The 25,114-nt window shown below is 71.2% G+C and carries 25 protein-coding genes; 11 read left to right on the forward strand and 14 right to left on the reverse strand.

What is annotated here, in order from left to right; translation table 11 throughout:
* Positions 1 to 202 precede the first annotated feature (202 nt).
* From QZ772_RS02560 to QZ772_RS02580, 5 genes are all read left to right on the forward strand, one after another.
* Positions 203 to 1,051, forward strand: coding sequence for a PhzF family phenazine biosynthesis protein (locus QZ772_RS02560; RefSeq protein WP_295522719.1), 849 nt, complete (start codon positions 203 to 205; stop codon positions 1,049 to 1,051).
* A 25-nt stretch (positions 1,052 to 1,076) separates the two neighbouring features.
* Positions 1,077 to 1,718: a glutathione S-transferase gene (locus QZ772_RS02565; RefSeq protein WP_295522722.1), complete on the forward strand. Its 642-nt coding sequence runs from the start codon at positions 1,077 to 1,079 to the stop codon at positions 1,716 to 1,718.
* A 105-nt stretch (positions 1,719 to 1,823) separates the two neighbouring features.
* Positions 1,824 to 2,774, forward strand: a complete 951-nt coding sequence (locus QZ772_RS02570) for a PhzF family phenazine biosynthesis protein (RefSeq protein WP_295522724.1) — start codon at positions 1,824 to 1,826, stop codon at positions 2,772 to 2,774.
* Positions 2,775 to 2,863: 89 nt separating this feature from the next.
* Complete coding sequence (locus tag QZ772_RS02575) at positions 2,864 to 3,847, forward strand: threonine dehydratase (protein ID WP_295522726.1); 984 nt, start codon at positions 2,864 to 2,866, stop codon at positions 3,845 to 3,847.
* Between the two features lie 121 nt (positions 3,848 to 3,968).
* Positions 3,969 to 4,643, forward strand: a complete 675-nt coding sequence (locus QZ772_RS02580; RefSeq protein ID WP_295522728.1) for a histidine phosphatase family protein — start codon at positions 3,969 to 3,971, stop codon at positions 4,641 to 4,643.
* A gap of 42 nt (positions 4,644 to 4,685) precedes the next feature.
* Here the strand turns inward: QZ772_RS02580 and cutA are convergent, their stop codons facing one another.
* Genes cutA through QZ772_RS02595 form a run of 3 tightly spaced genes read right to left on the reverse strand, consistent with a single transcriptional unit; the run spans position 4,686 to position 7,021 of the window.
* Positions 4,686 to 5,021 carry a divalent-cation tolerance protein CutA gene (gene cutA / locus QZ772_RS02585; protein WP_295522730.1) on the reverse strand — a complete coding sequence of 112 codons (336 nt, stop codon included), beginning with the start codon at positions 5,019 to 5,021 and terminating at the stop codon, positions 4,686 to 4,688.
* A 4-nt stretch (positions 5,022 to 5,025) separates the two neighbouring features.
* Positions 5,026 to 5,277 carry a GlsB/YeaQ/YmgE family stress response membrane protein gene (locus tag QZ772_RS02590; RefSeq protein WP_295522732.1) on the reverse strand — a complete coding sequence of 84 codons (252 nt, stop codon included), beginning with the start codon at positions 5,275 to 5,277 and terminating at the stop codon, positions 5,026 to 5,028.
* Between the two features lie 49 nt (positions 5,278 to 5,326).
* The gene (locus QZ772_RS02595) at positions 5,327 to 7,021 is read right to left on the reverse strand and encodes a response regulator (protein WP_295522734.1); all 1,695 of its coding nucleotides are present in this window, start codon (positions 7,019 to 7,021) and stop codon (positions 5,327 to 5,329) included.
* 208 nt (positions 7,022 to 7,229) lie between these two features.
* On the opposite strand from QZ772_RS02595, the gene QZ772_RS02600 reads away from it, so the two are divergent.
* Positions 7,230 to 7,850 carry a YbhB/YbcL family Raf kinase inhibitor-like protein gene (locus QZ772_RS02600; RefSeq protein ID WP_295522736.1) on the forward strand — a complete coding sequence of 207 codons (621 nt, stop codon included), beginning with the start codon at positions 7,230 to 7,232 and terminating at the stop codon, positions 7,848 to 7,850.
* Between the two features lie 80 nt (positions 7,851 to 7,930).
* Here the strand turns inward: QZ772_RS02600 and QZ772_RS02605 are convergent, their stop codons facing one another.
* Both QZ772_RS02605 and QZ772_RS02610 read right to left on the reverse strand, forming a co-directional pair.
* Positions 7,931 to 8,779: a creatininase family protein gene (locus QZ772_RS02605; protein ID WP_295522738.1), complete on the reverse strand. Its 849-nt coding sequence runs from the start codon at positions 8,777 to 8,779 to the stop codon at positions 7,931 to 7,933.
* Positions 8,776 to 9,762 (reverse strand): LysR family transcriptional regulator, encoded by a 987-nt coding sequence (locus QZ772_RS02610; RefSeq protein WP_295522740.1) that lies wholly within the window; start codon positions 9,760 to 9,762, stop codon positions 8,776 to 8,778. The genes QZ772_RS02605 and QZ772_RS02610 overlap by 4 nt, the downstream gene beginning before the upstream one ends.
* A gap of 92 nt (positions 9,763 to 9,854) precedes the next feature.
* On the opposite strand from QZ772_RS02610, the gene QZ772_RS02615 reads away from it, so the two are divergent.
* Positions 9,855 to 10,865 (forward strand): zinc-binding alcohol dehydrogenase family protein, encoded by a 1,011-nt coding sequence (locus QZ772_RS02615; protein ID WP_295522742.1) that lies wholly within the window; start codon positions 9,855 to 9,857, stop codon positions 10,863 to 10,865.
* A 57-nt stretch (positions 10,866 to 10,922) separates the two neighbouring features.
* On the opposite strand, the gene QZ772_RS02620 is transcribed toward QZ772_RS02615, so the two are convergent.
* Genes QZ772_RS02620 through QZ772_RS02655 form a run of 8 tightly spaced genes read right to left on the reverse strand, consistent with a single transcriptional unit; the run spans position 10,923 to position 18,368 of the window.
* A complete protein-coding gene (locus QZ772_RS02620; RefSeq protein ID WP_295522744.1) occupies positions 10,923 to 11,798 on the reverse strand; it encodes an isocitrate lyase/PEP mutase family protein in 876 nt (291 codons plus the stop codon).
* 21 nt (positions 11,799 to 11,819) lie between these two features.
* Positions 11,820 to 13,028 carry an ABC transporter substrate-binding protein gene (locus QZ772_RS02625; RefSeq protein WP_295522746.1) on the reverse strand — a complete coding sequence of 403 codons (1,209 nt, stop codon included), beginning with the start codon at positions 13,026 to 13,028 and terminating at the stop codon, positions 11,820 to 11,822.
* Positions 13,029 to 13,086: 58 nt separating this feature from the next.
* Entirely contained in the window at positions 13,087 to 13,830 is a 744-nt protein-coding gene (locus tag QZ772_RS02630; protein WP_076511696.1) for an ABC transporter ATP-binding protein, read from the reverse strand.
* Positions 13,814 to 14,671 carry an ABC transporter ATP-binding protein gene (locus QZ772_RS02635; RefSeq protein ID WP_295522750.1) on the reverse strand — a complete coding sequence of 286 codons (858 nt, stop codon included), beginning with the start codon at positions 14,669 to 14,671 and terminating at the stop codon, positions 13,814 to 13,816. The genes QZ772_RS02630 and QZ772_RS02635 overlap by 17 nt, the downstream gene beginning before the upstream one ends.
* Entirely contained in the window at positions 14,668 to 15,636 is a 969-nt protein-coding gene (locus tag QZ772_RS02640) for a branched-chain amino acid ABC transporter permease (protein WP_295522752.1), read from the reverse strand. The genes QZ772_RS02635 and QZ772_RS02640 overlap by 4 nt, the downstream gene beginning before the upstream one ends.
* Before the next feature lie 13 nt (positions 15,637 to 15,649).
* A complete protein-coding gene (locus QZ772_RS02645) occupies positions 15,650 to 16,513 on the reverse strand; it encodes a branched-chain amino acid ABC transporter permease (protein ID WP_017762000.1) in 864 nt (287 codons plus the stop codon).
* Positions 16,514 to 16,524: 11 nt separating this feature from the next.
* Positions 16,525 to 17,097 carry a 3-isopropylmalate dehydratase gene (locus QZ772_RS02650; RefSeq protein WP_295522755.1) on the reverse strand — a complete coding sequence of 191 codons (573 nt, stop codon included), beginning with the start codon at positions 17,095 to 17,097 and terminating at the stop codon, positions 16,525 to 16,527.
* Positions 17,094 to 18,368: an aconitase family protein gene (locus QZ772_RS02655; protein WP_295522757.1), complete on the reverse strand. Its 1,275-nt coding sequence runs from the start codon at positions 18,366 to 18,368 to the stop codon at positions 17,094 to 17,096. The genes QZ772_RS02650 and QZ772_RS02655 overlap by 4 nt, the downstream gene beginning before the upstream one ends.
* 147 nt (positions 18,369 to 18,515) lie before the next feature.
* Between QZ772_RS02655 and QZ772_RS02660 the strand changes: the two genes are divergently transcribed.
* The gene (locus QZ772_RS02660) at positions 18,516 to 19,361 is read left to right on the forward strand and encodes an IclR family transcriptional regulator (protein WP_295522759.1); all 846 of its coding nucleotides are present in this window, start codon (positions 18,516 to 18,518) and stop codon (positions 19,359 to 19,361) included.
* A gap of 28 nt (positions 19,362 to 19,389) precedes the next feature.
* On the opposite strand, the gene QZ772_RS02665 is transcribed toward QZ772_RS02660, so the two are convergent.
* Positions 19,390 to 20,718: a sorbosone dehydrogenase family protein gene (locus tag QZ772_RS02665; protein ID WP_295522761.1), complete on the reverse strand. Its 1,329-nt coding sequence runs from the start codon at positions 20,716 to 20,718 to the stop codon at positions 19,390 to 19,392.
* A 119-nt stretch (positions 20,719 to 20,837) separates the two neighbouring features.
* Between QZ772_RS02665 and QZ772_RS02670 the strand changes: the two genes are divergently transcribed.
* The 3 genes from QZ772_RS02670 to QZ772_RS02680 all read left to right on the forward strand — a co-directional run bounded on the left by QZ772_RS02670 (position 20,838) and on the right by QZ772_RS02680 (position 25,004).
* A complete protein-coding gene (locus tag QZ772_RS02670; RefSeq protein WP_295522763.1) occupies positions 20,838 to 21,656 on the forward strand; it encodes an alanyl-tRNA editing protein in 819 nt (272 codons plus the stop codon).
* A gap of 122 nt (positions 21,657 to 21,778) precedes the next feature.
* Positions 21,779 to 24,043, forward strand: a complete 2,265-nt coding sequence (locus QZ772_RS02675) for a thioredoxin family protein (RefSeq protein ID WP_295522765.1) — start codon at positions 21,779 to 21,781, stop codon at positions 24,041 to 24,043.
* A 250-nt stretch (positions 24,044 to 24,293) separates the two neighbouring features.
* A complete protein-coding gene (locus QZ772_RS02680) occupies positions 24,294 to 25,004 on the forward strand; it encodes a thioredoxin family protein (protein ID WP_295522767.1) in 711 nt (236 codons plus the stop codon).
* The last annotated feature ends 110 nt before the right edge of the window (positions 25,005 to 25,114 follow it).

Genomic DNA, 25,114 nt, shown 5'->3' on the forward strand with positions numbered 1-25,114 from the left:
GTCTCGCTGGCCTTCAACACCTCGCTGGGCAGCGCCGCGGGCCTGGTGGCGCGGCGCATGGCCGCAGGCGAAGGCAGTGCGCGCCTGCGCCAGCGGCTTCTGGCCAGCGTGATGTTCGGCCTGGCGCTGCGGCTGCTGGTGATGGCGCGCCCTGCCGTGGCCTGATCGCGCTTGCCTGGCGTACTTCCAAGCTCCAGACACCATGAATGTCCAGCACATCGCCGCCTTCTCCGACGGCCCACGCGGCGGCAACCCGGCGGGCGTCGTGATCGGCGACAGCCTGCCCGACGACGGGCAGATGCAGCAGCTCGCCACCACGCTCGGCTATTCCGAAACCGTGTTCGCCGCGCCGATGGCGGACGGCACCTGGCGGGTGCGCTACTTCTCTCCGGCGTCCGAGGTGCCTTTCTGCGGCCACGCCACCATCGCCCTGGGTGCCGCACTGGCGCGAGCGCACGGCGACGGGACGTTCGCGCTCGTGCTCAACGCCGCGCGGATCACGGTGGATGGACGCGGCGACCGCCAGTCGGCGGACGGCCTCATGCAGGCCGCGCTGCAGTCACCGCCCACGCGCAGCCAGCCCCTAGACGCCGCCTGGAAGGCCGAGGCCCTCGCGCTGTTCGACCTGACCGAGCCCGACCTGGACCCGCGCCTTCCCCCGGCCCTGATCCACGGCGGCGCCGACCACTTTCTGCTGGCCCTGCGGGACCGTCCCCGGCTGGCCGCCATGCGCTACGACTTCGAGACCGGGCGCGAACTGATGCAGCGTGCGGGTCTTGCGACGATCATGCTGGCGCATGCCGAAGACGCCCGGCACTTCCATGTGCGCAACCCCTTCGCGGGCGGCGGCGTCTACGAAGACCCGGCCACCGGCGCCGCCGCCGCGGCGCTCGGCGGCTACCTGCGCGATCGGGGCTGGCCCCACGGCGGCACCATCTCGATCACGCAGGGCGAGGACATGGGCGTGCTCTGCCGCCTGCAGGCGGATATCGCCCACACGCCAGGCGCGTCGATCCGCGTGCGCGGAACCGCCCGCATGATGACCCTCTGACCCGCTTCGACAAGGAAACCGACCCATGCTCAATCTCTGGGGCCGCATCAGCTCGATCAATGTGCGCAAGGTGGTGTGGTGCGCGCAGGAACTCGGCCTGGACTTCCAGCGCACCGAGGCCGGCGGCGCCCACGGCCTGGTGCACACGCCCGAATACCTGGCCATGAACCCCAACGCGCTGGTGCCGCTGCTGCAGGACGGCGAGGGCGACGCCCGCTTCGTGCTGTGGGAAAGCAACGTCATCGTGCGCTACCTCTGCGCCCGCCATTCGCACGGGCTCATGTATCCCGAGCCGCTGGAGGCGCGCTTCGACGCCGAACGCTGGATGGACTGGCAGCAGACCACCCTGAACCCCGCGGGCCGCGATGCCTTCGTGCAGCTGGTGCGGGTGCCGGCGGCCGAGCGCGATGCGCAAGCCGTCGCCGCCTCCATCGCCGCCACCGAGCCGCTGATGGCCATGCTGGATGCCCACCTGGCTGGCCGCGACTTCATGACCGGCAAGCGCTTCACCATGGCCGACATCCCGGTCGCCTGCGAGGTGCACCGCTGGTTCGGCCTGCCGCCGGCCGAGTACCGCCGCCCTTCATGGCCCAACGTGGAGCGCTGGTTCGATGCGCTGCGCACCCGGCCGGCCGCCCTCGGCGTGCTGGATCTGGCGCTGGCCTGATCCGCTGCGGGCCCACCCGCGGCACCTGGCGCCCGACCCACGCCTGCAGGCGCCCCGGCGCCGCCCCACCGCTTCCTCCTTCATTTCCGCTTCCCGATCCCCGCCATGAGAACCCGCCGCTTCCGCCAGCCCGACGTCTTCACCGACACGCCCACCCGCGGCAATCCGGTCGCCGTGGTGCTGGACGGCCAGGACCTGGACGACGAGGCCATGCAGCGCTTCGCGCGCTGGACCAACCTCTCCGAGACCACCTTCGTGCTGCCGCCCACCGCCGAAGGCGCGGCCAGTGGCGCGGACTACCGGGTGCGCATCTTCACCCCCGGTGGCGAGCTGCCCTTCGCCGGCCATCCCACCCTGGGCACCTGCAGCGCCTGGCTCGCCCACGGCGGCCGGCCGCGGCAGGCCGGACGCATCGTCCAACAATGCGCCATCGGCCTGGTGCCGATCCGCAACGAGGGTGAGCGCCTGGCCTTCGCCGCGCCGCCGCTGCAGCGCAGCGCGCCCAGCCCCATGCTGCTGTCCAAGGTGGCCGCGGCCCTGGGCCTGAAGGCCTCGCAGATCGAGGCCGCGCAGTGCCTGGACAACGGCCCTGTCTGGCTGGGCCTGCTGCTGGACAGCCCCGACACCGTGCTGGCGCTGCGGCCGGACCATGCGGCGCTCAAGGCGCTGGGCCAGAAGGTGGGCGTGGCCGCGCGCATGGACGCCCAGGACGCCGATGCGCCGCCGCTCATCGGCCGCGCCAACCGCGAGGCCCGCGCCTTCGGTGCGCGCAGCAGCACAGCAGTCGCCGCAGCCGCGGCCGTGCCGTCGGTCGATCTGGAGGTGCGCGCCTTCGCCGCCCCCGTCGGCGTGGAAGAGGACCCCGTCACCGGCAGCCTCAACGCCAGCCTGGCGCAGTGGCTCATCGCCGACGGACTGATGCCCACTCGCTACGTGGCGGGCCAGGGCCAGTGCCTGGGCCGAGACGGTCGGGTGCATGTCGCGCAGGACGCCTCGGGCCAGGTCTGGATCGGCGGTGACGTGGCCGACTGCATCGAGGGCCAGGTGCTGCTCTGACCCCAGCGCGCACCGGCCTCATCCGCACCTTCCGGGCGCCCGACTGCCTTCTGCCCCGGCCCGTTCGCCCACACCTTCGAGGAGCCCCCATGCGTTTCACGCCCGACGACATCGCGGCCGCACTGGCCACCGTGCGCACCGCCCTGCCGCCCACGCCGCAGTACCGCTGGCCCATGATCGAGCAGGCGCTGGGCACCGAGGCCTGGATCAAGCACGAGAACCACACGCCCGTGGGCGCCTTCAAGCTGCGTGGCGGGCTGACCTATTTCGAGGAACTGCGCCGCACCCAGCCCGCGGTACGGCATGTGATCAGCGCCACGCGCGGCAACCATGGCCAGTCGGTCGGCTTCGCGGCCCGTCGGCACGGACTGAAGGCGACCATCGTGGTGCCACATGGCAACTCGGTCGAGAAGAACGCCGCCATGCGCGCGCTGGGCGTGGACCTGGTCGAGCACGGCGACGACTTCCAGGCGGCGGCCGACCATGCGGGCGCTTTGGCGGCGCAGCACGGGCTGCACCGCATTCCCTCCTTCCACCGCGAGCTGGTGCGCGGCGTGGCCACGGCCTACGTGGAATTCTTCGAGGCGACGAAGGCGGCCGGCGGCGCGCCGGACGTGCTCTTCGTGCCGATCGGGCTGGGCTCGGGCTTCGCCGGTGCCGCGGCGGCACGGGCCCACTGCGGCGTGTCCACGCGGCTGGTGGGCGTGGTGTCGGCGCATGCGGACGCCTGCCTGCAATCCTGGCGCAGCGGCACGCTGGTGGAATCGCCCGCCACCACGCGCATCGCCGACGGCATGGCCTGCCGCACGCCGGTGGCCGAGTCGGTGGCCGTCGTGCGCGCGGAGGCCGAGGACGTGGTGGCCGTCACCGACGACGAGGTGGCCGCGGCGATGCGGCTGCTCTACACCGCCACGCACAACGTGGCCGAGGGCGCCGGTGCCGCGGCGCTGGCGGCCGCATTGCAGCAGCGCGGTCGCTGGGCGGGCAAGCGCATCGGACTCGCACTGACCGGCGGCAATGTGGATGCGCCGCTTTTTGCCGAGGTGCTCGCCGCGGGCGTCGCAACGGGCTGAGGATTGCGTCCCCTCTCCCGCAGGCGGGAGGGACCAGGACGGGTCACCGAAGCGACGGCCACCGCGCCCGCCGTCCCACGCGCGACAAGCGCCGCACGCCCGCTTTGGACAATCGCCGGCCATGGGAACGCTCTACCTCGTGCGCCACGGCCAGGCCTCCTTCGGCTCCGACGATTACGACCGCCTCAGCGAACTCGGCCACCGCCAGGCCGAGCGGCTGGGCGAGTACTGGCGCGAGCGCGGAATGACTTTCGACGCCGTCATCACCGGCACCCTGCGCCGCCACCGCGAGACCTGGGAAGGCATCGCCCGCGGCATGCAGCTGCCGCCGCAGGACGTGCTGCCCTGGCCGGGCCTGAACGAATACGACAGCGAGGCGGTGGTCGCCACCATCCATCCGGAGAAGCTGCCCAAGGCCGACACGCCCGAGCTGTACAAGGCCCACTTCCGCCTGCTGCGCCAGGGCCTGGCCGCCTGGATGAACGGGCAGGCCGCGCCGGTGGGCATGCCGAGCTACGTGGACTTCCTGGCGGGCGTGACGACCGCGCTGGACCATGTGCGCGACCGCCACCACGGCGCGAAGGTGCTGGTGGTGAGCAGCGGCGGGCCGATCTCGACGGCGGTGGGCCATGTGCTGGGCACCTCGCCCGAGACCACCATCGAGCTGAACCTGCGCATCCGCAACACGGCGGTCACCGAATTTGCGTTCACCCCGAAGCGGCACATGCTGGTGACCTACAACACGCTGCCGCATCTGGATGGACCTGCCTACGACGACTGGGTCACGTACGCATGAGCAGTTGAGCGCGCCTTGGCCGCGCCCTGATGGGTACCGAATTCAGGCTGACGCCGGTGGCTCCGCCGTGGCCTCGGCCAGCCAGCGCAGGTAGGCCGGCGAGCCGGCCGTGATGGGCAGTTGCACCACCTCGGGCACCGCATAGCTGTGCCTGTCGTGGATCAACGCCTGCAGTGCCTCGAAGCGGCCCGCGCGCGTCTTGCAGATCAGCAGCCACTCGGGCTCGCGGCGCGTTTCGCCTTCCCAGCGGTAGACGCTGCGCACCCGCTGGATCTGCACGCAGGCCGCCAGGCCCGCCTCGACCATCGCGCCGGCCAGGTCCTCGGCTTCTTCCTCGGTACCGGCCGTGGTCATCACCACGCATGCGGTGTCGGTCATGGCTTCAGCGGCGGCGGCCGGCCACCATGCCCCAGACGAACAGCAGGACGATGGCGCCGATCACCGAGGCGATGAAGCCGGCCGGCTGGCCCACCGTGTACCAGCCCATGGCCTGGCCGAGGTAGGTGGCGATGAAGGAGCCCACGATGCCGATCAGCGTGGTGACGATGAAGCCCGCCGAGTCGTCGCCCGGCTTGATGGCGCGCGCCACGAGGCCGACGATGAAGCCGATGAGGATGGTGCCGATGATGCCCATGGTGATCTCCTTGAAGGGTTTGGAAAGGGATGAGGGGAAAGCAGGTCGCTCAGTGCAGGGTACCGGGATTGCCGCCCGCCGCTGCAGGCGCCAATGCCTGGGCCACGCAGGCCGCGAGCGCAGAAATCTCGAAGGGCTTGATGAGGATGGACTGCGTGCCCAGCACGCGTCCCACCTGCGCCATGTCCGCATAGCCGGTGGCCAGCACCACGGGCACGGCGCCCACGCGCTCGCGCGCATGCACGATGAACTCGGCGCCGGTCATGCCGGGCATGGCGTAGTCCACCACCATCAGGTCGGGCCGCGCCTGGGCGCCCAGCACCTCCAGGCCCTGCCGGCCGTCCGCGGCCTGGATGACGCGGCAGCCCAGCAGCGCCAGGCTGTCGGCGATCACGCGGCGGACCTCGGCGTCGTCCTCCACCACCAGCACCGAGCGGCCGGCGGCCAGCGCCTGAACCTCGGCCTCGGGCGGCGGCGGCGCGTCGGCGGCCGGGGCGGCCACCGCGGGAAAGAGCAGGTCCACCCGGGTGCCCTGGCCTTCCACACTGTCGATGGCGGCTTCGCCCCCCGATTGCAGGGCGAAGCCATACACCTGGCTCAGGCCCAGGCCGCTGCCGCTGCCCAGTGGCTTGGTGGTGAAGAAGGGATCAAAGACTTGGCCGAGCACGCCGGCCGGGATGCCGGCGCCGGTGTCCTGCACCTGCACGGCCACATAGTCGCCGCCGGGCAGGCCGCCCGCAGCCTCGCGCTGCACATGCCCGGTGCGCACCGTGAGCACGCCGCCGGCCGTCATGGCCTCGCGCGCATTCACTGCCAGGTTGATCAAGGCCATCTCCAGCTGGCTGGCGTCCAGCACGGCCCAGCAGGGGGCCGGATCGAGCGCCAGCTCCACCCGGACGGCAGAGCCGACCGAGACGGCGATCAGCTCGCGCATGCCCTCGATCAGCGCGTTCACGTCCGACAGCCGCGGCAGCAGCGACTGCTTGCGCGAGAAGGACAGCAACTGACTGGTCAGGCGCGCACCCTTGGCCACGGCGCCGCGGGCGCGTCCGCTGATCTCCTGCACCTTGGCCTCCTTGGAGATGCGGCCGAGCAGGTCCAGGTTCATCTGCACCACGTGCAGCAGGTTGTTGAAGTCATGGGCGATGCCGCCGGTGAGCCGGCCGACGGCTTCCATCTTCTGCGCCTGCAGCAGGGCGGCCTGCGCGCGCTCGCGCTCGCCGATCTCGGCCATGAGCCGGTCATTGGCACCGGCAAGCTCGCGCGTGCGCTCGGCAATGCGCGCCTCCAGCCCCGTGTTCAGGCGCTGCACCTCGGCGCGCGCCGCCTCCAGCTGTTCGATCTGCTGGCGCATCGTGTACTGGCGGTGGCGCTGTCGAACGGCGGCGTGGACCGCGCGCGTCAGCGTCTCGTCGCAGGCGGGATGGTCGACCACCACTACATTGCCGAGCTCGCGCAGCCGCGCCATGGCCTCGGGCGTGTGCCTGTCCTGACTCATCAGCACGACGAAGGGAAAGTCCGACCATGCCGGCTGGGCCGACAGCCAGGTTTGCAGCGTCGCTTCGGGCAGCAGGGACAGGGAGGGGCGGGTCAGCAGAGCGGCGGCAGCGCCTTCCTGCAGATGCGTCATGAGCATCGCCAGAGAAGGACAGCCCACGGCGTTGAGCCCCAGGCCGCGCGCGATGCGGGCCAGCAGGTCGGCGTCTTCCGCCTCCGGCGCATGGATGAGAACCCGGCGCTCCATGACTCAGCGTGTGGCCACGGCCTCGGGATCGACGACACACACGGCAGGGCAGCAGGACATGAAGGCAGGAAAACCGGACAACGAAAAACCAACGCGACCATGCGTCTCGCGGGACAGCGCAACGGGCGTAATGTAGGGAGGGCGTCCGGCGGCGCGTGTCGCTCGAAGTCCTACATCCGTGTGGGCCAGTTGCGCCTACCTTGGCGCCATGCTCGAAAAACTTCCTGGGGCCATCGGCCAGGCGCTGGCCGGCGTACGCGCCGGCCTGGACGACATCGTCTTCAACACGGTGGGCCTGCGCGCGGGCCACGGCACGCTGCAGCTGACCAGCCTGGCCTTCGGGGACCATGCGCCGATTCCACAGCGCTACACGGCCGACGGCGAGGGGATCTCCCCGCCGCTGGCCTGGACCGGCGTGCCGGCCGGCGTGGCAGAGCTGGTGCTGATCGTGGAAGACGCCGATTCGCCCACGCCGCATCCGCTGGTGCATGCCATCGCGGTGGACCTGCCGCCCGAGGACGGCCACCTGGCCGAAGGCGCCTGGCCCAGCCCGGACCACGAGGGCGCGGGCCTGCATGCCGGCCGCAATTCCTACCTGCAAGCCGCCTGGCTGCCTCCCGATCCGCCGCCGGGCCATGGGCCGCACCGCTATGCCTTCCAGCTCTATGCCCTGGCCGAAGGCGAGGCCTGGGGCGATACGCCGGGCCGCGACGCGCTTGTGGAGGCCATCCAGGCGCGGGCCGTCGCCAGCGGCCTGCTGATCGGCACCTACGAGCGGGGCGACGGCAGCATTCCGGTGGGAGACGCGCCGGCCGTGGCCGCCGGCTGAACGGACGACCGGCGGCCGCCCGTATCCCGCACAGAGTCGGCAGGGATCGCGACCCTCGACAGGCCGACGACAGAAATCACTCAGCGCCGCGGCGGATCAGCGCCCAGCGTGGACAGCGGCAGGCGCGACACCTCGCCCAGCGCCTGCGCGAGCCCTCTCGCCGCGGCGTCGAGCAGCGCGCGGCCCTGCGCCTCGGTGGCGGCCGCGGCGTTGCCGGCCGCGCCTTCGGGGTGGTAGTCCTGCATGGCCCAGCCCAGCTTGGCGCTGCGGCCGTTGCCTAGGATGGCGTAGTCCCGTGCCCGCTCGCGCGAGGTGGAGGGAAAGTCCTTCACCGCCTCGCGCCGCACCTGCTGCGGCGCCAGCGCGAGCATCAGCGCCGTCTCGAACTCGCCCGCATGCACATCGAAGCGGTCCGGCACCAGCGCCTGACCGGTGGCGGCGTCCGTCAACGGCAGGTTGAACCAGCTCAGGCTGTAGACGATCAGGTCGTGCGCCTCGCGCAGCTCGCGCGCGACGATGTCCATCGCGCCGGTGTGGCCGCCATGGGCATTGAAGAGCACCAGCTTGCGCACGCCGGCGCGGGCGACACCGGCACCGATCTCCTTCCACAGGCGCAGCACCGTCTCCGACGACAGGGTGAGCGTGCCGGCGAATCGGGCATGTTCGGGGCTCAGGCCCACGGGTAGCGTGGGCAGGAACAGCGCAGGCAGATCGGCCGGCAACAGCGGCAGCGCGGCCTGCACGATGCCGTCGGCGATGACGGTGTCCACGCCCAGCGGCAGGTGCGGGCCGTGCTGCTCGGTGGCGCCCAGCGGCAGCACCGCGACGGTGGTCGCCGGGTCCAGCGCGGCGAAGTCGCGGGTGCCGAGTTCGGCCCAGAAGCGGGGGAGCGTCGGTGGCATGGCGGGCTTGGCGGGCTTGGCGGTCATGCGGCGATGTTAGGCCGGCCTGCCGCCCTGCCGGCCCCTGCATCCGCGCCGCCCCCGGCGGTGGCGATGCCGGCGGGATCGTCGGCCAGCCACTGCGCCAGCCAACCGGCCAGAAAGTCCACCAGCGTCCGCACCCGCGCGGGCACGAAACGGTTGCTGGGCAGCAGGGCATGCAGCGGATAGGCCTCCGTGTCCCATTCGGGCAGCAGGCGCACCAGGGCGCCGCTGTCCAGGTCGGCTCGCACGTCCAGGTAGGACTTGAAGGTGATGCCCACGCCGGCGACCGCCCATTCGCGCGCCAGCGAGGCGTCGTCGGCATGGCGGTCGCCATCGATGCGCACCGCCACCCACTGGCCGGCCTGGCCGAAGCGCCACTCGCGCTGGCGTCGGCCACCGCGGTGGAAGCTCAGGCAGTTGTGTTGCACCAGGTCCTGCGGCAGGCGCGGTGTGCCGCGCCGCTGCAGGTAGGCGGGCGCGGCGCAGAGCACGGGCCGGGTCTGCGCCAGCGGGCGCGCCACCAGCCGCGAATCGGCCAGCGGACCGTAGCGCAGGGCCAGGTCCACCTCGTCGCGCATCACGTCCAGCGGCCGGTCGCCCACCGACAGCGCCAGTTGCACGCCGGGATGCCGCGTCAGGAATTCGTCGAAGGCGGGCAGCAGCACGCGGCGCGTGAGGTCCGAGGGCGCCGCCACCCGCAGCGTGCCCACCAGCTCGCCGCGGCCTGCGGCCACCTGCGCCTCGGCCTCGGCCAGCAGCTCGAAGGCACGGCCGGCGTAGTCCAGCAGCGTCTGGCCCTCGGCGGTGAGCCGCAGGGCCCGCGTCGAGCGCTCGAAGAGCCGCGCACCCAGCAGCGACTCGACCCGTTTGAGTGCCGCGCTGGCCGCCGCCGGCGTCAGACCCAGCGTGCGGCCGGCGGCACTCAGCGAGCCGCTGCGTGCCGCTTCCTGCACCAACCGCAGGTCGGCGAGATTTTCAATTCCCATTTGAAGATGATGCCACTGGAAGGCGGCTTATCAATGCCGGACGCAGAACCTAGAGTCACGCCATCGCAACGTCCCTTCTTCGGAGAACGCCCATGAAAGCCATCGGCTACCGCCAGAACCTGCCCATCGAACAACCGGAATCGCTGATCGACCTCGATCTCCCCGAACCGCAGCCCGGCCCGCGCGACCTGCGCGTGCGGGTGGCGGCGATCTCGGTGAATCCGGTGGACACCAAGGTGCGCCGCAACGCCGCGCCCGAGACCGGCCAGGCCCGCGTGCTCGGCTGGGACGCCGTGGGCACGGTCGATGCCGTCGGCAGCGACGTCACCGGCTTCGCGCCCGGTGACCGGGTGTATTACGCCGGCTCCATCGTGCGGCCGGGCGCCAACAGCGAACTGCACTTGGTGGACGAGCGCATCGCCGCCCGCGCGCCCGCCACGCTCGGCGACGCCGAGGCCGCGGCCCTGCCACTCACGGCCATCACGGCCTGGGAGCTGCTGTTCGACCGCCTCCAGGTGCCACGCGGCGGCGGCACCGGCCAGACGCTGCTCATCACCGGCGGGGCCGGCGGCGTGGGCTCGATCCTGATCCAGCTGGCGCGCCAACTGACGCAGTTGCGCGTGGTGGCCACCGCCTCGCGGCCCGAGACCCGCCAGTGGTGCCTGGACCTGGGTGCCCATGCGGTGGTCGATCACAGCCGCCCGCTCGCCGCCGAACTGAAGGCCAACGGCATCGAGGCGGTGGACCTGGTCGCCAGCCTCACGCAGACCGCCCAGCATTACGCGCAGCTGATCGAGGCACTCAAGCCCCAGGGCCGGCTGGGCCTGATCGACGACATGCCGCAGCTCGACGCCATGCCGCTCAAGGGCAAGGCCATCTCGCTGCACTGGGAGATGATGTTCACCCGCTCGCGCTTCGGGACGCCCGACATGGCCGAGCAGGGCGCATTGCTGGCCGAGGTGGCGCAGCTGGTCGATACAGGCCGCCTGCGCACCACCCTGGGCGAGCACTACGGCCGCATCGATGCGGCCAACCTGCGCCGCGCACATGCCTTCGTCGAGAGCGGCCAGGCGCGGGGCAAGGTGGTGCTGGAAGGCTTCTGAGCTGCTGGCCCGTGGGCGGCGGCATGCGCGCCACGCCGGCCGGGCGCGGTGCGCGGCTCAGTCCTGCTGCTCGTAGTGCGCCTGCCGCGCCTCCATCGCTTCCCAGCCGATCACGCGCTTGAACTCGGCCATGGGCACCTGGCCGGCCGGCAGGCCGTCCACCTCGCCGCTGCGGCGCGCGGCCAGCGTGACCAGGTTGGCCTGCAGCGCATGCACCGTGCTCATCAGCGTGACGATCGGATAGGTGGCGAAGGCCGCTACCGACTCCACCTGCTCGCGCGAGAGCTTTTCCATCCACAGGCCCTGCATCAGCTGCAGCGACAGGCGTCGGCCCGACACCTCGCGCAGCTTCACCAGGTCCTCGTAGCTCTTGAAGGTGCGCGAGATCGGCTGGATGAGGTCGGCGCCCGCCTCGGCATAGCGCGCGGCGCGGTCCATGGCCTCGGCCGGGTCGAGCACATCGGTGCGCGCCACGATCAGGAAGTCCGGATCCTGCCGCGCGTCGACCGCGGCGCGGATACGCGCGACGGCGTCCTTGACCGGCACCACCGGCATCACCGAGGCGGCGGCGGGGCAACGTTTGGGGCTGATCTGGTCCTCGATGGAGATGGCCGCCACGCCCGCCTTCTCGAACTCGCGCACGGTGCGGGCCACGTTGATCACGTTGCCGTAGCCGGTGTCGGCGTCCGCGAAGATGGGTTTCTTCACGACATTGGCGATGCGGTTGACCACCGCCACGTTCTCGGTGAGGGTGTAGACCTCCATGTCCGGCTGGCCCAGCAGCGAGGCCGAGATGCCGAAGCCGGTGGTGAAGATGCCGTCGAAGTCCGACTGGTCCACGAGCAGGGCCGACAGGGCGTCCTGCACGCCGGCCATCCAGAAGGTGGGGCCGTCGGTGATGCGTTGGCGAAGGGTCTGGCGCAGAGTGGGCATGGTTGTTCCTCGTGCTGACGGTCAGCGCTTGACCGGGTCGATATAGCCGCCCAAGGGGGCGAACTTGTCGCCTTTGAGCTCCATCAGCGCCACGCCGGTCTGGCCGCGGCGCGAATAGGGGCCGGCGTTGAGCGGCTGGAAGGTGATCTTGGGGCCGATCTTCTGGTCGAAGTCCTTCAGGCCGTCCAGCGCTGCCACGACCTTGGCGCGCGAGGGCTCGTTGCCGGCGCGTTGCAGCGCCTCCACGGCGACGGCGGCGGCCGAGTAGCCCATCAGCGCGTTCGACGACGGCGCCGACTTGGGATAGGTCTTGGTGTAGCGCGCGAAGAAGGACTGGATCGCCGGGTTGTCGCCCTCGATGGCGTCGTAGTACGAGGCCACGTAGAGCTTGGACTGCGTCTTGCCCAGCAGCTCCACGAACTTGGGATCGTTCAGGCCGCCGGCACCGAAGACGGTGGGTTTCCAGCCCAGCTTCTCGGCGCTGCGGAAGAACTGCACCGCCTCCTGGCCCAGCGCATAGACCACGACCACATCGGGCTCGGCCTGCTTGAGCTTGAAGACCTGCGAGGTGAGGTCGGTCGCGAAGCGCTCGAAGCTCTGCGCCTCGACCAGCTTCATGCCGTGCTTCTCCAGCTGCTTGACGGCGATGTCGTAGGCCGGCTTTCCCCAGCCGTCGTTCTGGTAGAGCATGGCCACCTTCTTGGCCTTCAGCGTGCCCACGGCATAGTCGATATACGCGGCCGTCTCGGTGGACTGCGGCGAGGGCAGCACATAGAGCAGCTCGCGCGGCGGCGTGCTGGTCAGGTCCGAGATGGACAGCGCGCCGATGGTAGGCACCTTCTTGGTCGAGCTGTATTCGTAGGCGCTCACGTTGGTGGCATGGCCGATGTTGCCCACCATGGCCAGCACGTTGTCGCGCTCGATCAGCAGCTTGGCATTGGCCACCGACTTGGCGGGCTTGAGCTCGTCGTCGTAGGTGATCAGCTTGATCTTGCGGCCATTCACGCCGCCCTTCTCGTTGACGATGTCGAAGTAGGTGCGCATGCCCTCGTCCACGGCCTTGCCCATGTAGGCCAGCGTGCCGGACAGCGGCTGCGAAGAGCCGAGCACGATCTCCTTCTCCAGCACGCCTTCGTCCTTGTTCTCGAAGGCGGCGGCCGGCAGCGCAGCGGCGGCCAGGGCGCAGGCGGCCGCGGCGATCAGGGTGCGGCGGGAATGCAGCGTCATCATGGTTGTGTCTCCTTGGGGTGGGTTAGTCGCGGAAGGAAGAAGCGCAAAGGAAGCGGCATCAGCCGCCGAGGTAGGCGCGCCGGACGTCCTCGTTGCCGGCCAGTTCGGCCGCGCTGGCCTGCATGACCACGCGGCCGGTCTCGATCACATAGCCCTCGTCCGAGATGTCCAGGGCGATGTCGGCGTCCTGCTCCACCACCAGCAGCGTCAGGCGCTCACGGTCGCGGATGTCACGCAGGGTGGAGAAGATGGCGTCCTTGAGGATGGGGGCCACGCCCATCGAGGGCTCGTCCAGCATCAGCAGCCGCGGCCGCGCCAGCAGGCCGCGGGCGATGGCGAGCATCTGCTGCTCGCCGCCCGAGAGGGTGCCGGCGCGCGAGCCGATGCGCTCCTTGAGCCGCGGAAAGTAGTCCAGCACATGCGTGATGTGGTCGCGCACCTCGCCGGCCGGGCGGGTGTAGCCGCCGAGCATCAGGTTCTCGCGCACGCTCAGCTGCGCGAACACCATGCGGCCCTGCGGCACATGCACGATGCCGCGGCGCACCAGCGTCTCGGCCGGCACGTTGGCGATGGACTGGCCGTCGAACTGCACTGTGCCGTCCATGACCGGTAGCAGGCCCGACAGCACCCGCATCAGCGTCGTCTTGCCGGCGCCGTTGGCGCCCAGCACGCAGACGATGCGGGCCTCGTGCACCGTGAGGCCGATGCCGTGCAGCGCGCGGATCTTGCCGTAGCCGGCCGCGAGCCGCTCCACCTGCAGCAGCGGGCGCGCGGCGCCCGTGGGTTCAGCGACGTTGGCCACTCTTGCCTCCTCCCAGGTAGGCCTCGATCACGGCCGGATGCGATTCGATCTCCCGTGGCGTGCCCTGCGCCAGGAAGGCGCCGTTGTGCATCACGGTGATACTGTCGGAAATGGACATGACCAGCGGCATGCTGTGCTCGATGAGCAGCAGCGTGGCGCCGGTGCGCGCCTGCAGCGTGCGCAGCGTGTCGCCCAGGGCGTCGATCTCGCGGTTGTTCATGCCGGCCGCGGGCTCGTCCAGCAGCATTAGCACGGGCTCCAGCGCCATGGCGCGGGCCAGCTCGACCAGCTTCTGCGTGCCGTAGGGCAGGTCGCGCACCAGCGTGTGGGCATGGGGCGCGAGGCGCAGCTCCTCCAGCAGGACCTGCACGCGCTCGCGTTCGGCGCGCTCCTCGCGCCGCTGGCGCGGCAGGTTGAGCAGGGCCTCGGCCAGCGTGGCGCGCATGGCCTGCGAGCGGGCGATGAGCACGTTGTCGAACACCGTCAGCTCGGCGAAGAGCTCCAGGTTCTGGAAGGTGCGGGCGATGCCCAGGCGCGAGATCTGGTGCGCCTTCAGGCGCAGCAGGTCGTGCTCGCCCTGCGCCGTGCGCAGCACCATGCGGCCCTGCTGTGGCGTGTAGAAGCGGCTGATGCAGTTCAGCATCGTGGTCTTGCCGGCGCCGTTGGGGCCGATGAGCGCATGCACGGTGCCGGGCATGACGTCGAAGCCCACGTCATGCACGGCCACGATGCCGCCGAAGCTCATGCGCACGCCGGCCAGCGACAGCAGCGGTGCCGCGCCACCTGCCGGCCGCGCCCCGCCCCGTGCGGGCGTGGCCTGGGCGTCGATCGCGCGCATCATGTGCCCTCCTTGCCGGGCGCGTCGGCGCCGGGCAGGCGGCGCGTCTTGAACAGGCTGGCCAGCCCGTCGGGCAGGAACATCAGCGCCAGGATCATGGCCACGCCATACAGCGCGCGCTGGAACTGGTCGAAGCCGAAGTAGGTGAGCAGCTGCGGTGCGCCGATGACGAAGATCGCCCCCAGCACCGAGCCCAGGATGGAGCCGAGGCCGCCGACGATCACCATCGACACGAAGCTGATCGACACCATGATGTTGAACAGCGAGGGATCGATGAAGCGCACCAGCGGCGCATAGAGCGCGCCGGACAGGCCCGTGTAGAAGGCGCAGACGCCGAAGGCCACCAGCTTGAGGCCCGTGGTGTTGAGCCCCAGCGCGCGGGCCGCCGTCTCGCTGCCCTTGATGGCCAGGAAGCCGCGGCCGAAGCGGCTGCGCGCCAGGTTGCGCGCCAGCCAGAGCGCGGCGCCCAGCACGCAGGCGGCCAGCAGGTGGTAGGCGCGCTCGTCCAGGGCCAGGCCGAAGAGCGTGGGGCCGGGCGCGCCCATGCCGTTCTCGCCGCCGGTCAGGTCGCCGCCGGACTTGGCGATCTCCACCGAGATCATCACGAAGCCCAGCGTGGCGATGGCGAGGAACACCTCCTCCAGCCGCAGCACCGGCAACGCCAGCACCAGGCCGAACACCGTGGCGACGGCTGCGGCAATGAGCATGGCCAGCAGCATCGGCACGCCGAACTGCTGCGTCAGGATGGCGGTGCCATAGGCGCCGATGCCGAAGAACACCGCCCCCGCCATCGAAATGAGGTTGGTGTAGCCGGTGAGGATGTTGGTGCCGAAGGAAGCCAGCGTGTAGATCAGCACCAGCGTGGCGATGTAGAGCACATAGCCGCCCGGCACCAGCGGCGCCAGCACCAGCAGGGCCACGAACAGGGCGGGGGCCAGCCAGGGGCGGCCGTCGAGCAGATGGGTCATGCGTGTCGCCCTCTCAAACCTTCTTGACCTGCCGGCGCGCGAGCAGCCCGTGCGGGCGCAGCACCAGGATGGCCAGCATCACGATGAAGGGCACGGCGTCCTTCCAGGCCGAGGACACATAGGCGCCGGTGAGGTTGCTGCTCACGCCGATGATCACGCCGCCCAGCAGCGCGCCCGGCATGCTGCCGATGCCGCCCAGCACCGCCGCCGCGAAGGCGAAGTGCAGCGCGTGCTGCATCATCGAGAAGTGCACGAAGGTCAGCGGCGCGATCAGCAGCCCCGCCGCCGCCGCGATGACGTGCGACAGCGCCCAGGCCAGCGCATAGATGCGCTTGATGGGAATGCCCATCAGCCGGGCCGCCACCGGGTTCTCCATGGTGGCCTGCATGGCGATGCCCAGCCGCGTGAAGCGGAAGAAGGCGAACAGCGCCGCGGCCAGCGTGGCGCACACCGCCACGATGCCCAGGTCGATGCCCGACACCACGGCATCGCCCACCTGCAGCGGCGTGCTCGGGAAGATGCTCGGCAGCTCCTGCGTGTCCTTGCCCCAGATCCAGATGGCCATGTCGCCGAACAGCAGGAACAGCCCCAGCGTGCAGATGGCCGAAGACAGCAGGGCCTTGCCGATAAAGCGCCGGATGATGAAGCGCTCGATCAGCATGCCCAACGCCGCGCCGAACAGCAGCGTGAGCGGCACCACCGCCCACATCGGCAGGCCCAGGCGCACCAGCGTGCAGGCGGTGAAGGCCGACAGCATGGCGGCCTCGCCATGCGCGAAGTTCAGGATGCCCGTGGCCTTGAACACCATCACGATGCCCAGGGCGATGAGCCCGTAGATGGCGCCCAGGGCGACGCCGCTGACGATCATCTGCAGCATGCGCGGCGCCCTCAGCCTGCGGCGGCGCCGGTGGTGGCGGCGTCTGCGGCGGCGGCCTTCTGCGCCGCCTCGCGCGCCAGCCGCGCCTTCAGGTAGGGGATGAATCCGCCGGCCGCCAGCGTGCCGCGCTCCACCGACGACAACGGCTCGAAGGGCAGTTCGGCACCGGTGTCGAGGTTGATCACGCGGCCGAGCGCCCAGTCCACGCGCAGCCGCTGCCAGCGCTCGGTGGCGTCGCGGATGCCTGGGCAGGTGACGAGCGGAAAGCCCATGCTGATCTCGCCGCGGAAGAAGCCGGGCGAGAAGGATTCGGCGATCACGCCCGCCACGCCCAGGTGGCGCATGGCCCGCATGGCCGGATAGTGCGGATGGCCGTAGCCGAAGTTGTGGCCGCCCACCAGCAGGTCGCCTTTTTGCACGCTGGCGGCGAACTGCGGGTCGTAGCTGGTCATGGTGACCGCGGCCAGCTCGTGGATGTCGGTGATCTTGATGTTCTTGATGCCGACGATGAGGTCGATGTCGTAGTCGTCCTCGGTGAAGATCCAGGCCGCGCGGCCTTCGAGGTTGGGCAGTTGGGCGCTCATGCCGCGCTCCCTTCGGCGGCGGCGGCCGCCAGGTAGGGCCGCGGGTCGGCGATGCGCCCTTCCAGCGCCGAGGCGGCGACCACCGCCGCATTGCACAGGAAGATCTCCGTGTCCGAGCTGCCCATGCGGCCCGGGGTGTTCAGCGTGCCGGTGGACACCGCGCGCTGGCCGTCGGCCATGGTGGCGATGCGGCCGTAGCAGTAGTCGCAGCTCGACGAGCTGATGAAGGCGCCGGCATCCACCAGGGTGGCGATCAGGCCTTCGCGCGCGGCCTGCGACATGATGGCCTGCGAGGTGGGCACCACATGCAGCTGGAAGCCCGGCTTGATGCGCTTGCCGCGCAGCACGTCGGCGGCGGCGCGCAGGTCCTCCAGCCGGCCGCTGGCGCAGGAGCCCAGGTAGCCGGTGTGCACCTCCAGGCCCGCGTACTCGGCCAGGTCGCGCGTGTTGGCGGGGCTGGGCGGCGCCACGACGATGGGCTCCAGCGCCGAGACGTCGATCTGCACCACGCGCTCGTACACGGCGTCGGCATCGGGATACACCGGCTCCAGCGCGATCTTGGCCCGCTCGCGGGTGTACGCCAGCGTCTTGGCGTCGGGCGCGATCAGCATGGTGGTGGCGCCCAGGAACATGGCCTGGCCGCAGATGGTCTGGCGGCCTTCGATGCTCATGGCGTCGATCACCGGGCCGCTGAGCTCCACCACCTTGAAGCGGCAGGAGGACGGGCCCATCACCCGCACCATGTGGTGGAACACGTCGCGCGCCATCACGCCCGGCTGCAGCGTGCCGGTGAGTTCGACCTTGACGGTGGCGGGCACGGTGAGCGCCATCTTCTCGCTCACGAAGGTCTCGAGCACGCTCTTGCGGGCGCCGAAGGCCAGGGTGCCGAAGGCGCCCAGCTGACTCACATGGCCGTCGAAATGCACCGCGAAGGCGCCGGGCGTGGCATAGCCCAGCTCGGCCGACACCTGGTGGCCGATGCCCTCGCGCTCATGCACCGGCACGCCCTGCTCGGCGCCCCAGGCGCGGGTGACGCGGTGCAGCTCTTCTTCCTTGGGCGCGGCGGCCGGGACCATGTGGTCGATGAACAGCACGAAGCGCTCGGGGCTCGTGACCTTCTCGACGCCGAACTCCTCGCGGGCCTCCTTGAAGAACACGTCGGTGTAACCGGGGAAGTCGTAGGCGATCACGAAATCCGGCCGGGCCAGGATCTCGTCACCGGCCTTCACGGCAGGCAGCCCGGCCACGCGGGCCAGGATCTTCTCGGTCATCGTCTGGGGCATAGCGCCTCGTCTCCTTATCCACAATGTGGCGCCTTGTTCGGCACCCATGGATGAATTACAGGGCTTGCACCCGGTTCACCCTGATGCGGTTAACCCTAGATTGCCCACAATGTGGATGCAAACTACAAAGCCCGCATGAGTGAAGAGAACGAGGAAGCGGCAGAAGACGCCGGTGCACCGCCACAAGGTGGACAGACACGCACCGGTACGCAGAGCATCGAACGGGTGGTCAACATGCTCCGCGTTGTGGCGTCCCGCGGTCGCAACGGCATGCGCATCGGGGAGGTGGCGGCCACCAGCGGGCTGCCGCAGAGCACCTGCTTCCGCATGCTCGCGCGGCTGGAACTGGAGGGCCTGGTCGACCGCGATGCCCGCACCCGCAAGTACTACCTGGGGCCGCTGCTGCACGAGCTGGGTCTGCTGGCGCGCCCTCGCTACCGGCTCAGCGAGCTGTGCGACGCCGCCCTGCACCGGCTGGCCGAGACGACGCAGGACACGCTCTACCTCAGCGAGCGCAGCGGCCTGGAAGCGGTGTGCACCAACCGCGCGCTGGGCGACTACCCCATCAAGGCCTTGCCGCTGGACATCGGCATCCGCCGGCCGCTAGGCGTGGGCGCGGGCGGCCTGGCCATGCTGTGTGCCATGCCGGCCGCGGAGGCGGAGTCGATCATCCAGGCCAATGGCCACCGCTACGAGAAGTACGCCTCTTTCTCGGCCGACTTCCTGCGCGAGGTCGTGGCGCAGGGGCGGCAGCAGGGCTACTCGTTTCTGGACAGCGTGGTGACGCCCGGCACGGCGGCCATCGGCGTGGCCTTTCCGCCGGACAACCCGGTGGCGGCGATCAGCGTGGCCGCGATCTCGGGCCGGCTGACGGCCGAGCGGCGTGAGGAGATTGCGCGCGAAGTGCAGCGTCAGGTGCGGCTGATCTGCGCCGACATGACGGCCCATGCGCTGCTGCCGCCCGAGGCGGGCGGCAGCTGACCGGGCGCGACAGGCGAGCCGGCCGGGATCAGCGGGCCCGCGACACGCGCCAGACCGCGCCGCCCACGTCGTCGGCCACCAGCAGGGCGCCCGACTTGTCCAGCGCCACGCCCACCGGCCGGCCCAGCGCCTTGCCGTCGGCCGAGAGGAAGCCGGTGAGGAACTCGCGCGGCGCGCCGCTGGGCTTGCCGCCGATGAAGGGCACGAAGCTCACGCGGTAGCCCGAGGGCGGGTTGCGGTTCCAGGAGCCGTGCTCGCCGATGAAGGCGCCGTTGGCGAATTCCTCCGGCATGCCGCGCGCGCTGGAGAAGGCCAGGCCCAGCGGCGCCACGTGGTTGCCCAGCGCATAGTCGGGACGGATGGCCGTCGCCACCTTCTCGGGCTGCTGGGGCTGCACGCGGGTGTCGACCACGCCGCCCCAGTAGCTCCAGGGCCAGCCGTAGAAGCCGCCGTCGCGCACCGAGGTCAGGTAGTCGGGCACCAGGTCGCTGCCGATCTCGTCGCGCTCGTTGACCACGGTCCACAGCACATTCGTGTCGGGCTCCCAGGCCATGCCGTTGGGATTGCGCAGGCCGCTGGCCATGAGGCGCTTGGCACCAGTGGCGCGGTCCACCTCCCAGATGGCGGCGCGGCCCTCCTCGTGCTGCATGCCGTAGTCGGCGATGTTGCTGTTGCTCCCCACGGTGACATAGAGCTTGCTGCCGTCGCGGCTGGCGAGAACGTTCTTGGTCCAGTGGTGGTTGAAGCTGGCGGGCAGGTCCGTCACCTTCACGGCCGGGCCGCCGGCCTGGGTCTGGCCTTCGGTGTAGGGCAGCTTCACCAGTGCATCGGCATTGGCCACGAACAGCTCGTTGCCCACCAGCGCCATGCCGAAGGGCGAGGTCAGGCTGCTCGCGAAGACGGTGCGCGTCTCGGCCACGCCGTCGCCATCGGCGTCGCGCAGCAGGGTGATCCGGTCGGCGCTGGGTGTGCCGGAGCCGGCGCGCTTCATCACCAGGCCGGTGACCTTCTCCTTGATCTTGTCGAAGAAGCCACCCGGCTTGGGGTCGGCATTGCGGGGCCGGTCGCTTTCGGCCACCAGCACGTCGCCGTTGGGCAGCACATAGACCCAGCGCGGATGCTCCAGCCCGCGCGTCAGGGCCGTCACCTTGAAGCCGGGCAATGGCGTGGGGGCAGCGGTGTCCTGCCAGCCCGTGGCGGACGCCACCTTCATGGTGGGCAGCAGCGTCTTGTTGGGCGCGGGCAGCTGCGGGTTGGGACCGGTGCCGGCCTCGAAGGGCAGTTTGGCGGTGTCGCCGCAGCCGGCCAGGGCCAGCACCGCGGCAGCGGCAAGGGTGAGGGTGGCGGTGCGCATCATGGGCGCGAATGATCGTGGCCGCCTGAGGCGGCGCATGTAGTCGCAGGCCGCGCTTAGCCGGAAGCCGGACGCTGCCCGGTTCTCCTAGCCGCCGGCGGCCCCAGGGCTACCATCGACGGATGACCGCCGACGCCACCGCGGCTGCGCCTTCGCCGGCTGCGCCTGCCACCCCGCCCACCCCCACCGGCGACCTGTTCCGCGCCGACGCCTACCTGCGCGACTGCCCCGCCCGCGTGCGGCGGGTGGACGCCGCAGCCGGCACCGTGGTGCTGGACCGCACCGTGTTCTATCCGCTGGGCGGCGGCCAGGCCGGCGACAGCGGCATGCTGCGCCTGGCCGATGGCTCCGAGCTGGTCATCGCCGACACCCGCAAGGGCAAGGACGCGGAAGGCCGGCCCACGGCCGAGATCTGGCACCTGGCCGCACCGGGTCAGGACGCGCTTCTTGCGCGGATCGCGCCCGGCGACACCGTCACGGCCGCCATCGACTGGGACCGACGCCATCGCATGATGCGGCTGCACACCGCCAGCCATCTGCTCTGCCACCTGGTGGCACAGCCGGTCAACGGCTGTTCCATCACGCCCGAGGCGGTGCGCGTGGATTTCCACATGAGCGAGGCGCTGGACGCTGCGGCCCTGGCCGAAGGCCTGGCCGCCCTGGTGGCGCAGGCGCTGCCGGTGACCGTGGGCAGCGTCACCGATGCCGAGCTGGACGCCAACCCCGGCCTGGTCAAGAGCATGAGCGTGCAGCCGCCGCGCGGCAGCGGCACGGTGCGCACCATCCGCGTCGGCAGCGCCGAGGCGCCCATCGACCTGCAGCCCTGCGGCGGCACGCATGTGGCCAACATCGCCGAGATCGGCGCGCTGCGCGTGGCCAAGGTCGAGAAGAAGGGCGCGCAGACCCGGCGCGTGGTGCTGGCCTTCGCCGAGGGCGCGTGATGGCGGCCTGGCGGCACGCGGCGGCCTACGCCGTGGACGGATGCGCCGTGGCTGGCGGCAAGAACGGATCGACAACCCTGGCGGCCGGAACTTCAGGCCCGGGCCCCGCTCCGACCCCGCGCATGCGCACCGCCCACTCCCTTCTTACTGCCCGCTGGCTGCTGCCGCTCTTCGCGGCCTTCCTGCTGGCCACGGGCCTGCTGCCCCACGCATCCGCCCAGCTCGCGCCCGGCAGCAACGGCGGCGGCAGCGCCGTCGTCACCACGCCGCATGTGCGGGCCGAACTGGTGGCCCAGGCGCCGCAGGGCGTGGGCCCCGGCGCCACCGTCTGGCTGGGCCTGAAGATCAGCCACCAGCCCGAGTGGCACACCTACTGGAAGAACGCCGGCGACTCCGGCCTGCCCACCGAGCTGCGCTGGCAGCTGCCGCCCGGCCTGGACGCTGGCGAGGTCGACTGGCCGGTGCCGCACAAGCTCTTCATCGGCAGCCTGGCCAACTACGGCTACGAGAACGAGGTGCTGCTGCCGGTGCCCGTGACGGTGGCGCCGGACTTCCGCCCGCCCACCGCGCTGACCGGCACCGCCACGCTGCCGATCCGCCTGTCGGCCACCTGGCTGGTGTGCCGCAAGGAATGCATTCCCGAGGACGGCGAGTTCCGGCTTGACCTGCCGGTGCGCAGTTCCACCGCCGGCCATGGGGCCGAGTTCGATGCCGCCTGGGCCGCACGGCCGGTGGCCGTCGAATCGCCCGCCACGGCCAAGCTCGCCGCCGACGCCCGCAGCCTGGCGCTGCGCGTCGAGGGCCTGCCCGCCGCCGCCCGGGGCCGCACGCTGGATCTGATGCCCGAGACCGCCGAGGTGCTGCGCAACGGCGCCGTCACCGGCACCGACTGGCAGCAGCGCTGGGAGGGCGGCGTGTGGACGGCGCAGTTCCCGGTGGCCGACCAGCGCTCGGCCAGCCCGGCACGCATGCCGCTGGTGCTGGCCCTCACCGGCGAGGACCGCAAAAAGGCCGAGGCCGCTGGCCAGCCGGTGGGCTGGCGGGTGGACGCCGCGGTCGATGGCCGCTGGCCCGCCGTGGGCGCACCCGCCACCGTCTCGCCTGCGCTGCAGGCGGCGCTCGATGCCAATGCCCGCCCGGCCGCGCCCGTGGCGCCGACGCCGGTCGCACCGGCCGGCCTGCTGCTGGCCCTGCTGGGCGCCTTCGCCGGCGGCCTGCTGCTGAACCTGATGCCCTGCGTCTTCCCCGTGCTGGCGATCAAGGTATTGGGCTTCACCCGCCATGCCGACGACCGGCGCGGCCATCGGCGCGCCGCCCTGGCCTACAGCGCCGGCGTGGTGATGAGCCTGCTCGCGTTGGGCGGCCTGCTGATCGCGCTGCGCGCGGCCGGCGCCCAACTGGGCTGGGGCTTCCAGCTGCAGTCGCCCGGCATGGTGGCGGCGCTGGCCGGGCTGTTCACCTTGCTGGGGCTCAATCTGGCAGGCGTCTTCGAGGTGGGCATGCTGGCGCCGGCGCGGCTGGCCGGGACGCAGGTCCGCCATCCGGTGCTGAACGACTTCCTCTCCGGCGTGCTGGCGGTGCTGGTGGCCTCGCCCTGCACGGCGCCGTTCATGGGCGCCTCGCTGGGGCTGGCCATCGGCCTGCCGGCGCCGCAGGCGCTGCTGCTCTTCGCCGCGCTCGGTCTGGGCCTGGCCCTGCCCTACCTGCTGGCCGGCTTCGTGCCGGCGGTGGCGCGGTTGCTGCCCAAGCCCGGTCCCTGGATGGACACGCTGCGCCGGCTGCTGGCCTTCCCGATGTTTGCCACCGTCGCCTGGCTGGTGTGGGTGCTGGGCCAGCAGGCGGGCATCGACGGCGCGGGCGCACTGCTGGCGCTGCTGGTGGCCGGCAGCGCCTTGGTCTGGGCCCTGGGCAGCCTGGCCGGCCGCACCCGGCTGCTGCTGGGCGGGGCTCTGGCGCTGGGCTTTGCGGCGCTGGCCGCCAGCTTCGGGCCGCTGCTGCTGCAAAGCGCGCCGGCGGTGGCTTCCACGGGGGGCGGCGCGTCGGCCGAGGCGCGCTGGCAGCCCTGGTCGGTCGAGCGGGTCGCGCAGCTGCAGGCCAAGGGCAAGCCGGTGTTCATCGACTTCACGGCCGCCTGGTGCGTCACCTGCCAGGTCAACAAGAAGACCACGCTGGGCAACGCCGATCTGCTGGCCGACTTCGACGCCCGCGGGGTGCAGCTGCTGCGCGCCGACTGGACCCGGCGCGATCCGGCCATCGCAGCCGCGCTGAATGCGCTGGGCCGCAATGGAGTGCCGGTGTATGTGCTGCAGGCGCCCGGGAAGGCTCCGGTGGTGCTGAGCGAGCTGCTCTCACCCGCCGAGGTGCGCGAAGCGCTGCGCACGCTGTAGTCCCCCGCCGCCAGTCGCTTTGCGCGGGCAGGCCATGGACAGCGGCGGTCGACCCCGAACAATGCAATGACCGAACGGCGCGCGAGGTTCGACGCAAGCGGCAAGATGATTTCCCCCGTCGCCTACAGGTTGTCGCGCGAGCTTCAAGAAAGCGGTCTAAGCTCCCGTTGCGCTTCATCATTCAACCCCGCCGCCACGGCGCCTGACGACCGTGCGACGGCCCCTTCTGTCATGAGGAGCTGATCCACCCATGTCGACCTCGCCGTCGCCATCCAACCTATCGCGCACCGAGCGTGCTGCGCGCAACGTCCGCGCAGCCCGTGCCGCCCTCTCCCGCGCTTCGCGCCGCGCCGTCATGACCGCGGCCATGGCCCTGGGCGCCAGCCTGCTGATCAATGCCCAGGCCCATGCCGCGCCGGCGGTGGGCCAAAAGGCGCCCGACTTCGTCGCAGTGGACACCAACGGCCAGCGCCACCAATTGTCCGACTTCGCCGGCAAGTACGTGGTGCTGGAATGGACCAACCCCGGCTGCCCCTTCGTGCGCAAGCACTACGGCAGCGGCAACATGCCGGCCACGCAGAAGACGGCCACCGCCCGCGGCGTGGTCTGGCTGGCCATCAACTCCACCGAGCGCGCCGCCAGCGACTACCTGCCGCCGGCAGAACTCGCCGCCTGGATGAAGGCCCAGTCGGGCGCACCCACGGCCGTGCTGATGGACGAGGACGGCATCGTGGGCCAGGCCTACGGCGCGCGCACCACGCCGCACCTCTTCATCATCGACCCCAAGGGGGTGCTGGTGTATGCCGGCGGCATCGACAGCATCGCCTCGGCCCGGCCCGAGGACATCAAGACCGCCACCAACTATGTGAACCAGGCGCTGGCCGAGGCCTACGGCGGGCGGCCGATCTCCGCGGCGAGCACCAAGCCCTACGGCTGCTCGATCAAGTACCGCACGAGTTGAGTCCGGGCGGTGGACGGCACGCCGTCCGCCGCCTGCGCCCCGCCGGCAAAATCGCGCCAGCCACGGCAACCGCCAAGTCCTTCACGACCCGGGCACCGCTGCGACAATCC

It is taken from the genome of uncultured Pseudacidovorax sp. (assembly GCF_913773995.1).
In the GTDB taxonomy this organism is placed as follows: Bacteria; Pseudomonadota; Gammaproteobacteria; order Burkholderiales; family Burkholderiaceae_C; genus Xenophilus.

Coding starts and splice junctions, on each gene's coding strand:
- QZ772_RS02560 (WP_295522719.1), top strand. CDS start 203: ATGAATGTCCAGCACATCGCCGCCTTCTCCGACGGCCCACGCGGCGGC.
- QZ772_RS02565 (WP_295522722.1), top strand. CDS start 1,077: ATGCTCAATCTCTGGGGCCGCATCAGCTCGATCAATGTGCGCAAGGTG.
- QZ772_RS02570 (WP_295522724.1), top strand. CDS start 1,824: ATGAGAACCCGCCGCTTCCGCCAGCCCGACGTCTTCACCGACACGCCC.
- QZ772_RS02575 (WP_295522726.1), top strand. CDS start 2,864: ATGCGTTTCACGCCCGACGACATCGCGGCCGCACTGGCCACCGTGCGC.
- QZ772_RS02580 (WP_295522728.1), top strand. CDS start 3,969: ATGGGAACGCTCTACCTCGTGCGCCACGGCCAGGCCTCCTTCGGCTCC.
- cutA (WP_295522730.1), bottom strand. CDS start 5,021: ATGACCGACACCGCATGCGTGGTGATGACCACGGCCGGTACCGAGGAA.
- QZ772_RS02590 (WP_295522732.1), bottom strand. CDS start 5,277: ATGGGCATCATCGGCACCATCCTCATCGGCTTCATCGTCGGCCTCGTG.
- QZ772_RS02595 (WP_295522734.1), bottom strand. CDS start 7,021: ATGGAGCGCCGGGTTCTCATCCATGCGCCGGAGGCGGAAGACGCCGAC.
- QZ772_RS02600 (WP_295522736.1), top strand. CDS start 7,230: ATGCTCGAAAAACTTCCTGGGGCCATCGGCCAGGCGCTGGCCGGCGTA.
- QZ772_RS02605 (WP_295522738.1), bottom strand. CDS start 8,779: ATGACCGCCAAGCCCGCCAAGCCCGCCATGCCACCGACGCTCCCCCGC.
- QZ772_RS02610 (WP_295522740.1), bottom strand. CDS start 9,762: ATGGGAATTGAAAATCTCGCCGACCTGCGGTTGGTGCAGGAAGCGGCA.
- QZ772_RS02615 (WP_295522742.1), top strand. CDS start 9,855: ATGAAAGCCATCGGCTACCGCCAGAACCTGCCCATCGAACAACCGGAA.
- QZ772_RS02620 (WP_295522744.1), bottom strand. CDS start 11,798: ATGCCCACTCTGCGCCAGACCCTTCGCCAACGCATCACCGACGGCCCC.
- QZ772_RS02625 (WP_295522746.1), bottom strand. CDS start 13,028: ATGATGACGCTGCATTCCCGCCGCACCCTGATCGCCGCGGCCGCCTGC.
- QZ772_RS02635 (WP_295522750.1), bottom strand. CDS start 14,671: ATGATGCGCGCGATCGACGCCCAGGCCACGCCCGCACGGGGCGGGGCG.
- QZ772_RS02640 (WP_295522752.1), bottom strand. CDS start 15,636: ATGACCCATCTGCTCGACGGCCGCCCCTGGCTGGCCCCCGCCCTGTTC.
- QZ772_RS02645 (WP_017762000.1), bottom strand. CDS start 16,513: ATGCTGCAGATGATCGTCAGCGGCGTCGCCCTGGGCGCCATCTACGGG.
- QZ772_RS02650 (WP_295522755.1), bottom strand. CDS start 17,097: ATGAGCGCCCAACTGCCCAACCTCGAAGGCCGCGCGGCCTGGATCTTC.
- QZ772_RS02655 (WP_295522757.1), bottom strand. CDS start 18,368: ATGACCGAGAAGATCCTGGCCCGCGTGGCCGGGCTGCCTGCCGTGAAG.
- QZ772_RS02660 (WP_295522759.1), top strand. CDS start 18,516: ATGAGTGAAGAGAACGAGGAAGCGGCAGAAGACGCCGGTGCACCGCCA.
- QZ772_RS02665 (WP_295522761.1), bottom strand. CDS start 20,718: ATGATGCGCACCGCCACCCTCACCCTTGCCGCTGCCGCGGTGCTGGCC.
- QZ772_RS02670 (WP_295522763.1), top strand. CDS start 20,838: ATGACCGCCGACGCCACCGCGGCTGCGCCTTCGCCGGCTGCGCCTGCC.
- QZ772_RS02675 (WP_295522765.1), top strand. CDS start 21,779: ATGCGCACCGCCCACTCCCTTCTTACTGCCCGCTGGCTGCTGCCGCTC.
- QZ772_RS02680 (WP_295522767.1), top strand. CDS start 24,294: ATGTCGACCTCGCCGTCGCCATCCAACCTATCGCGCACCGAGCGTGCT.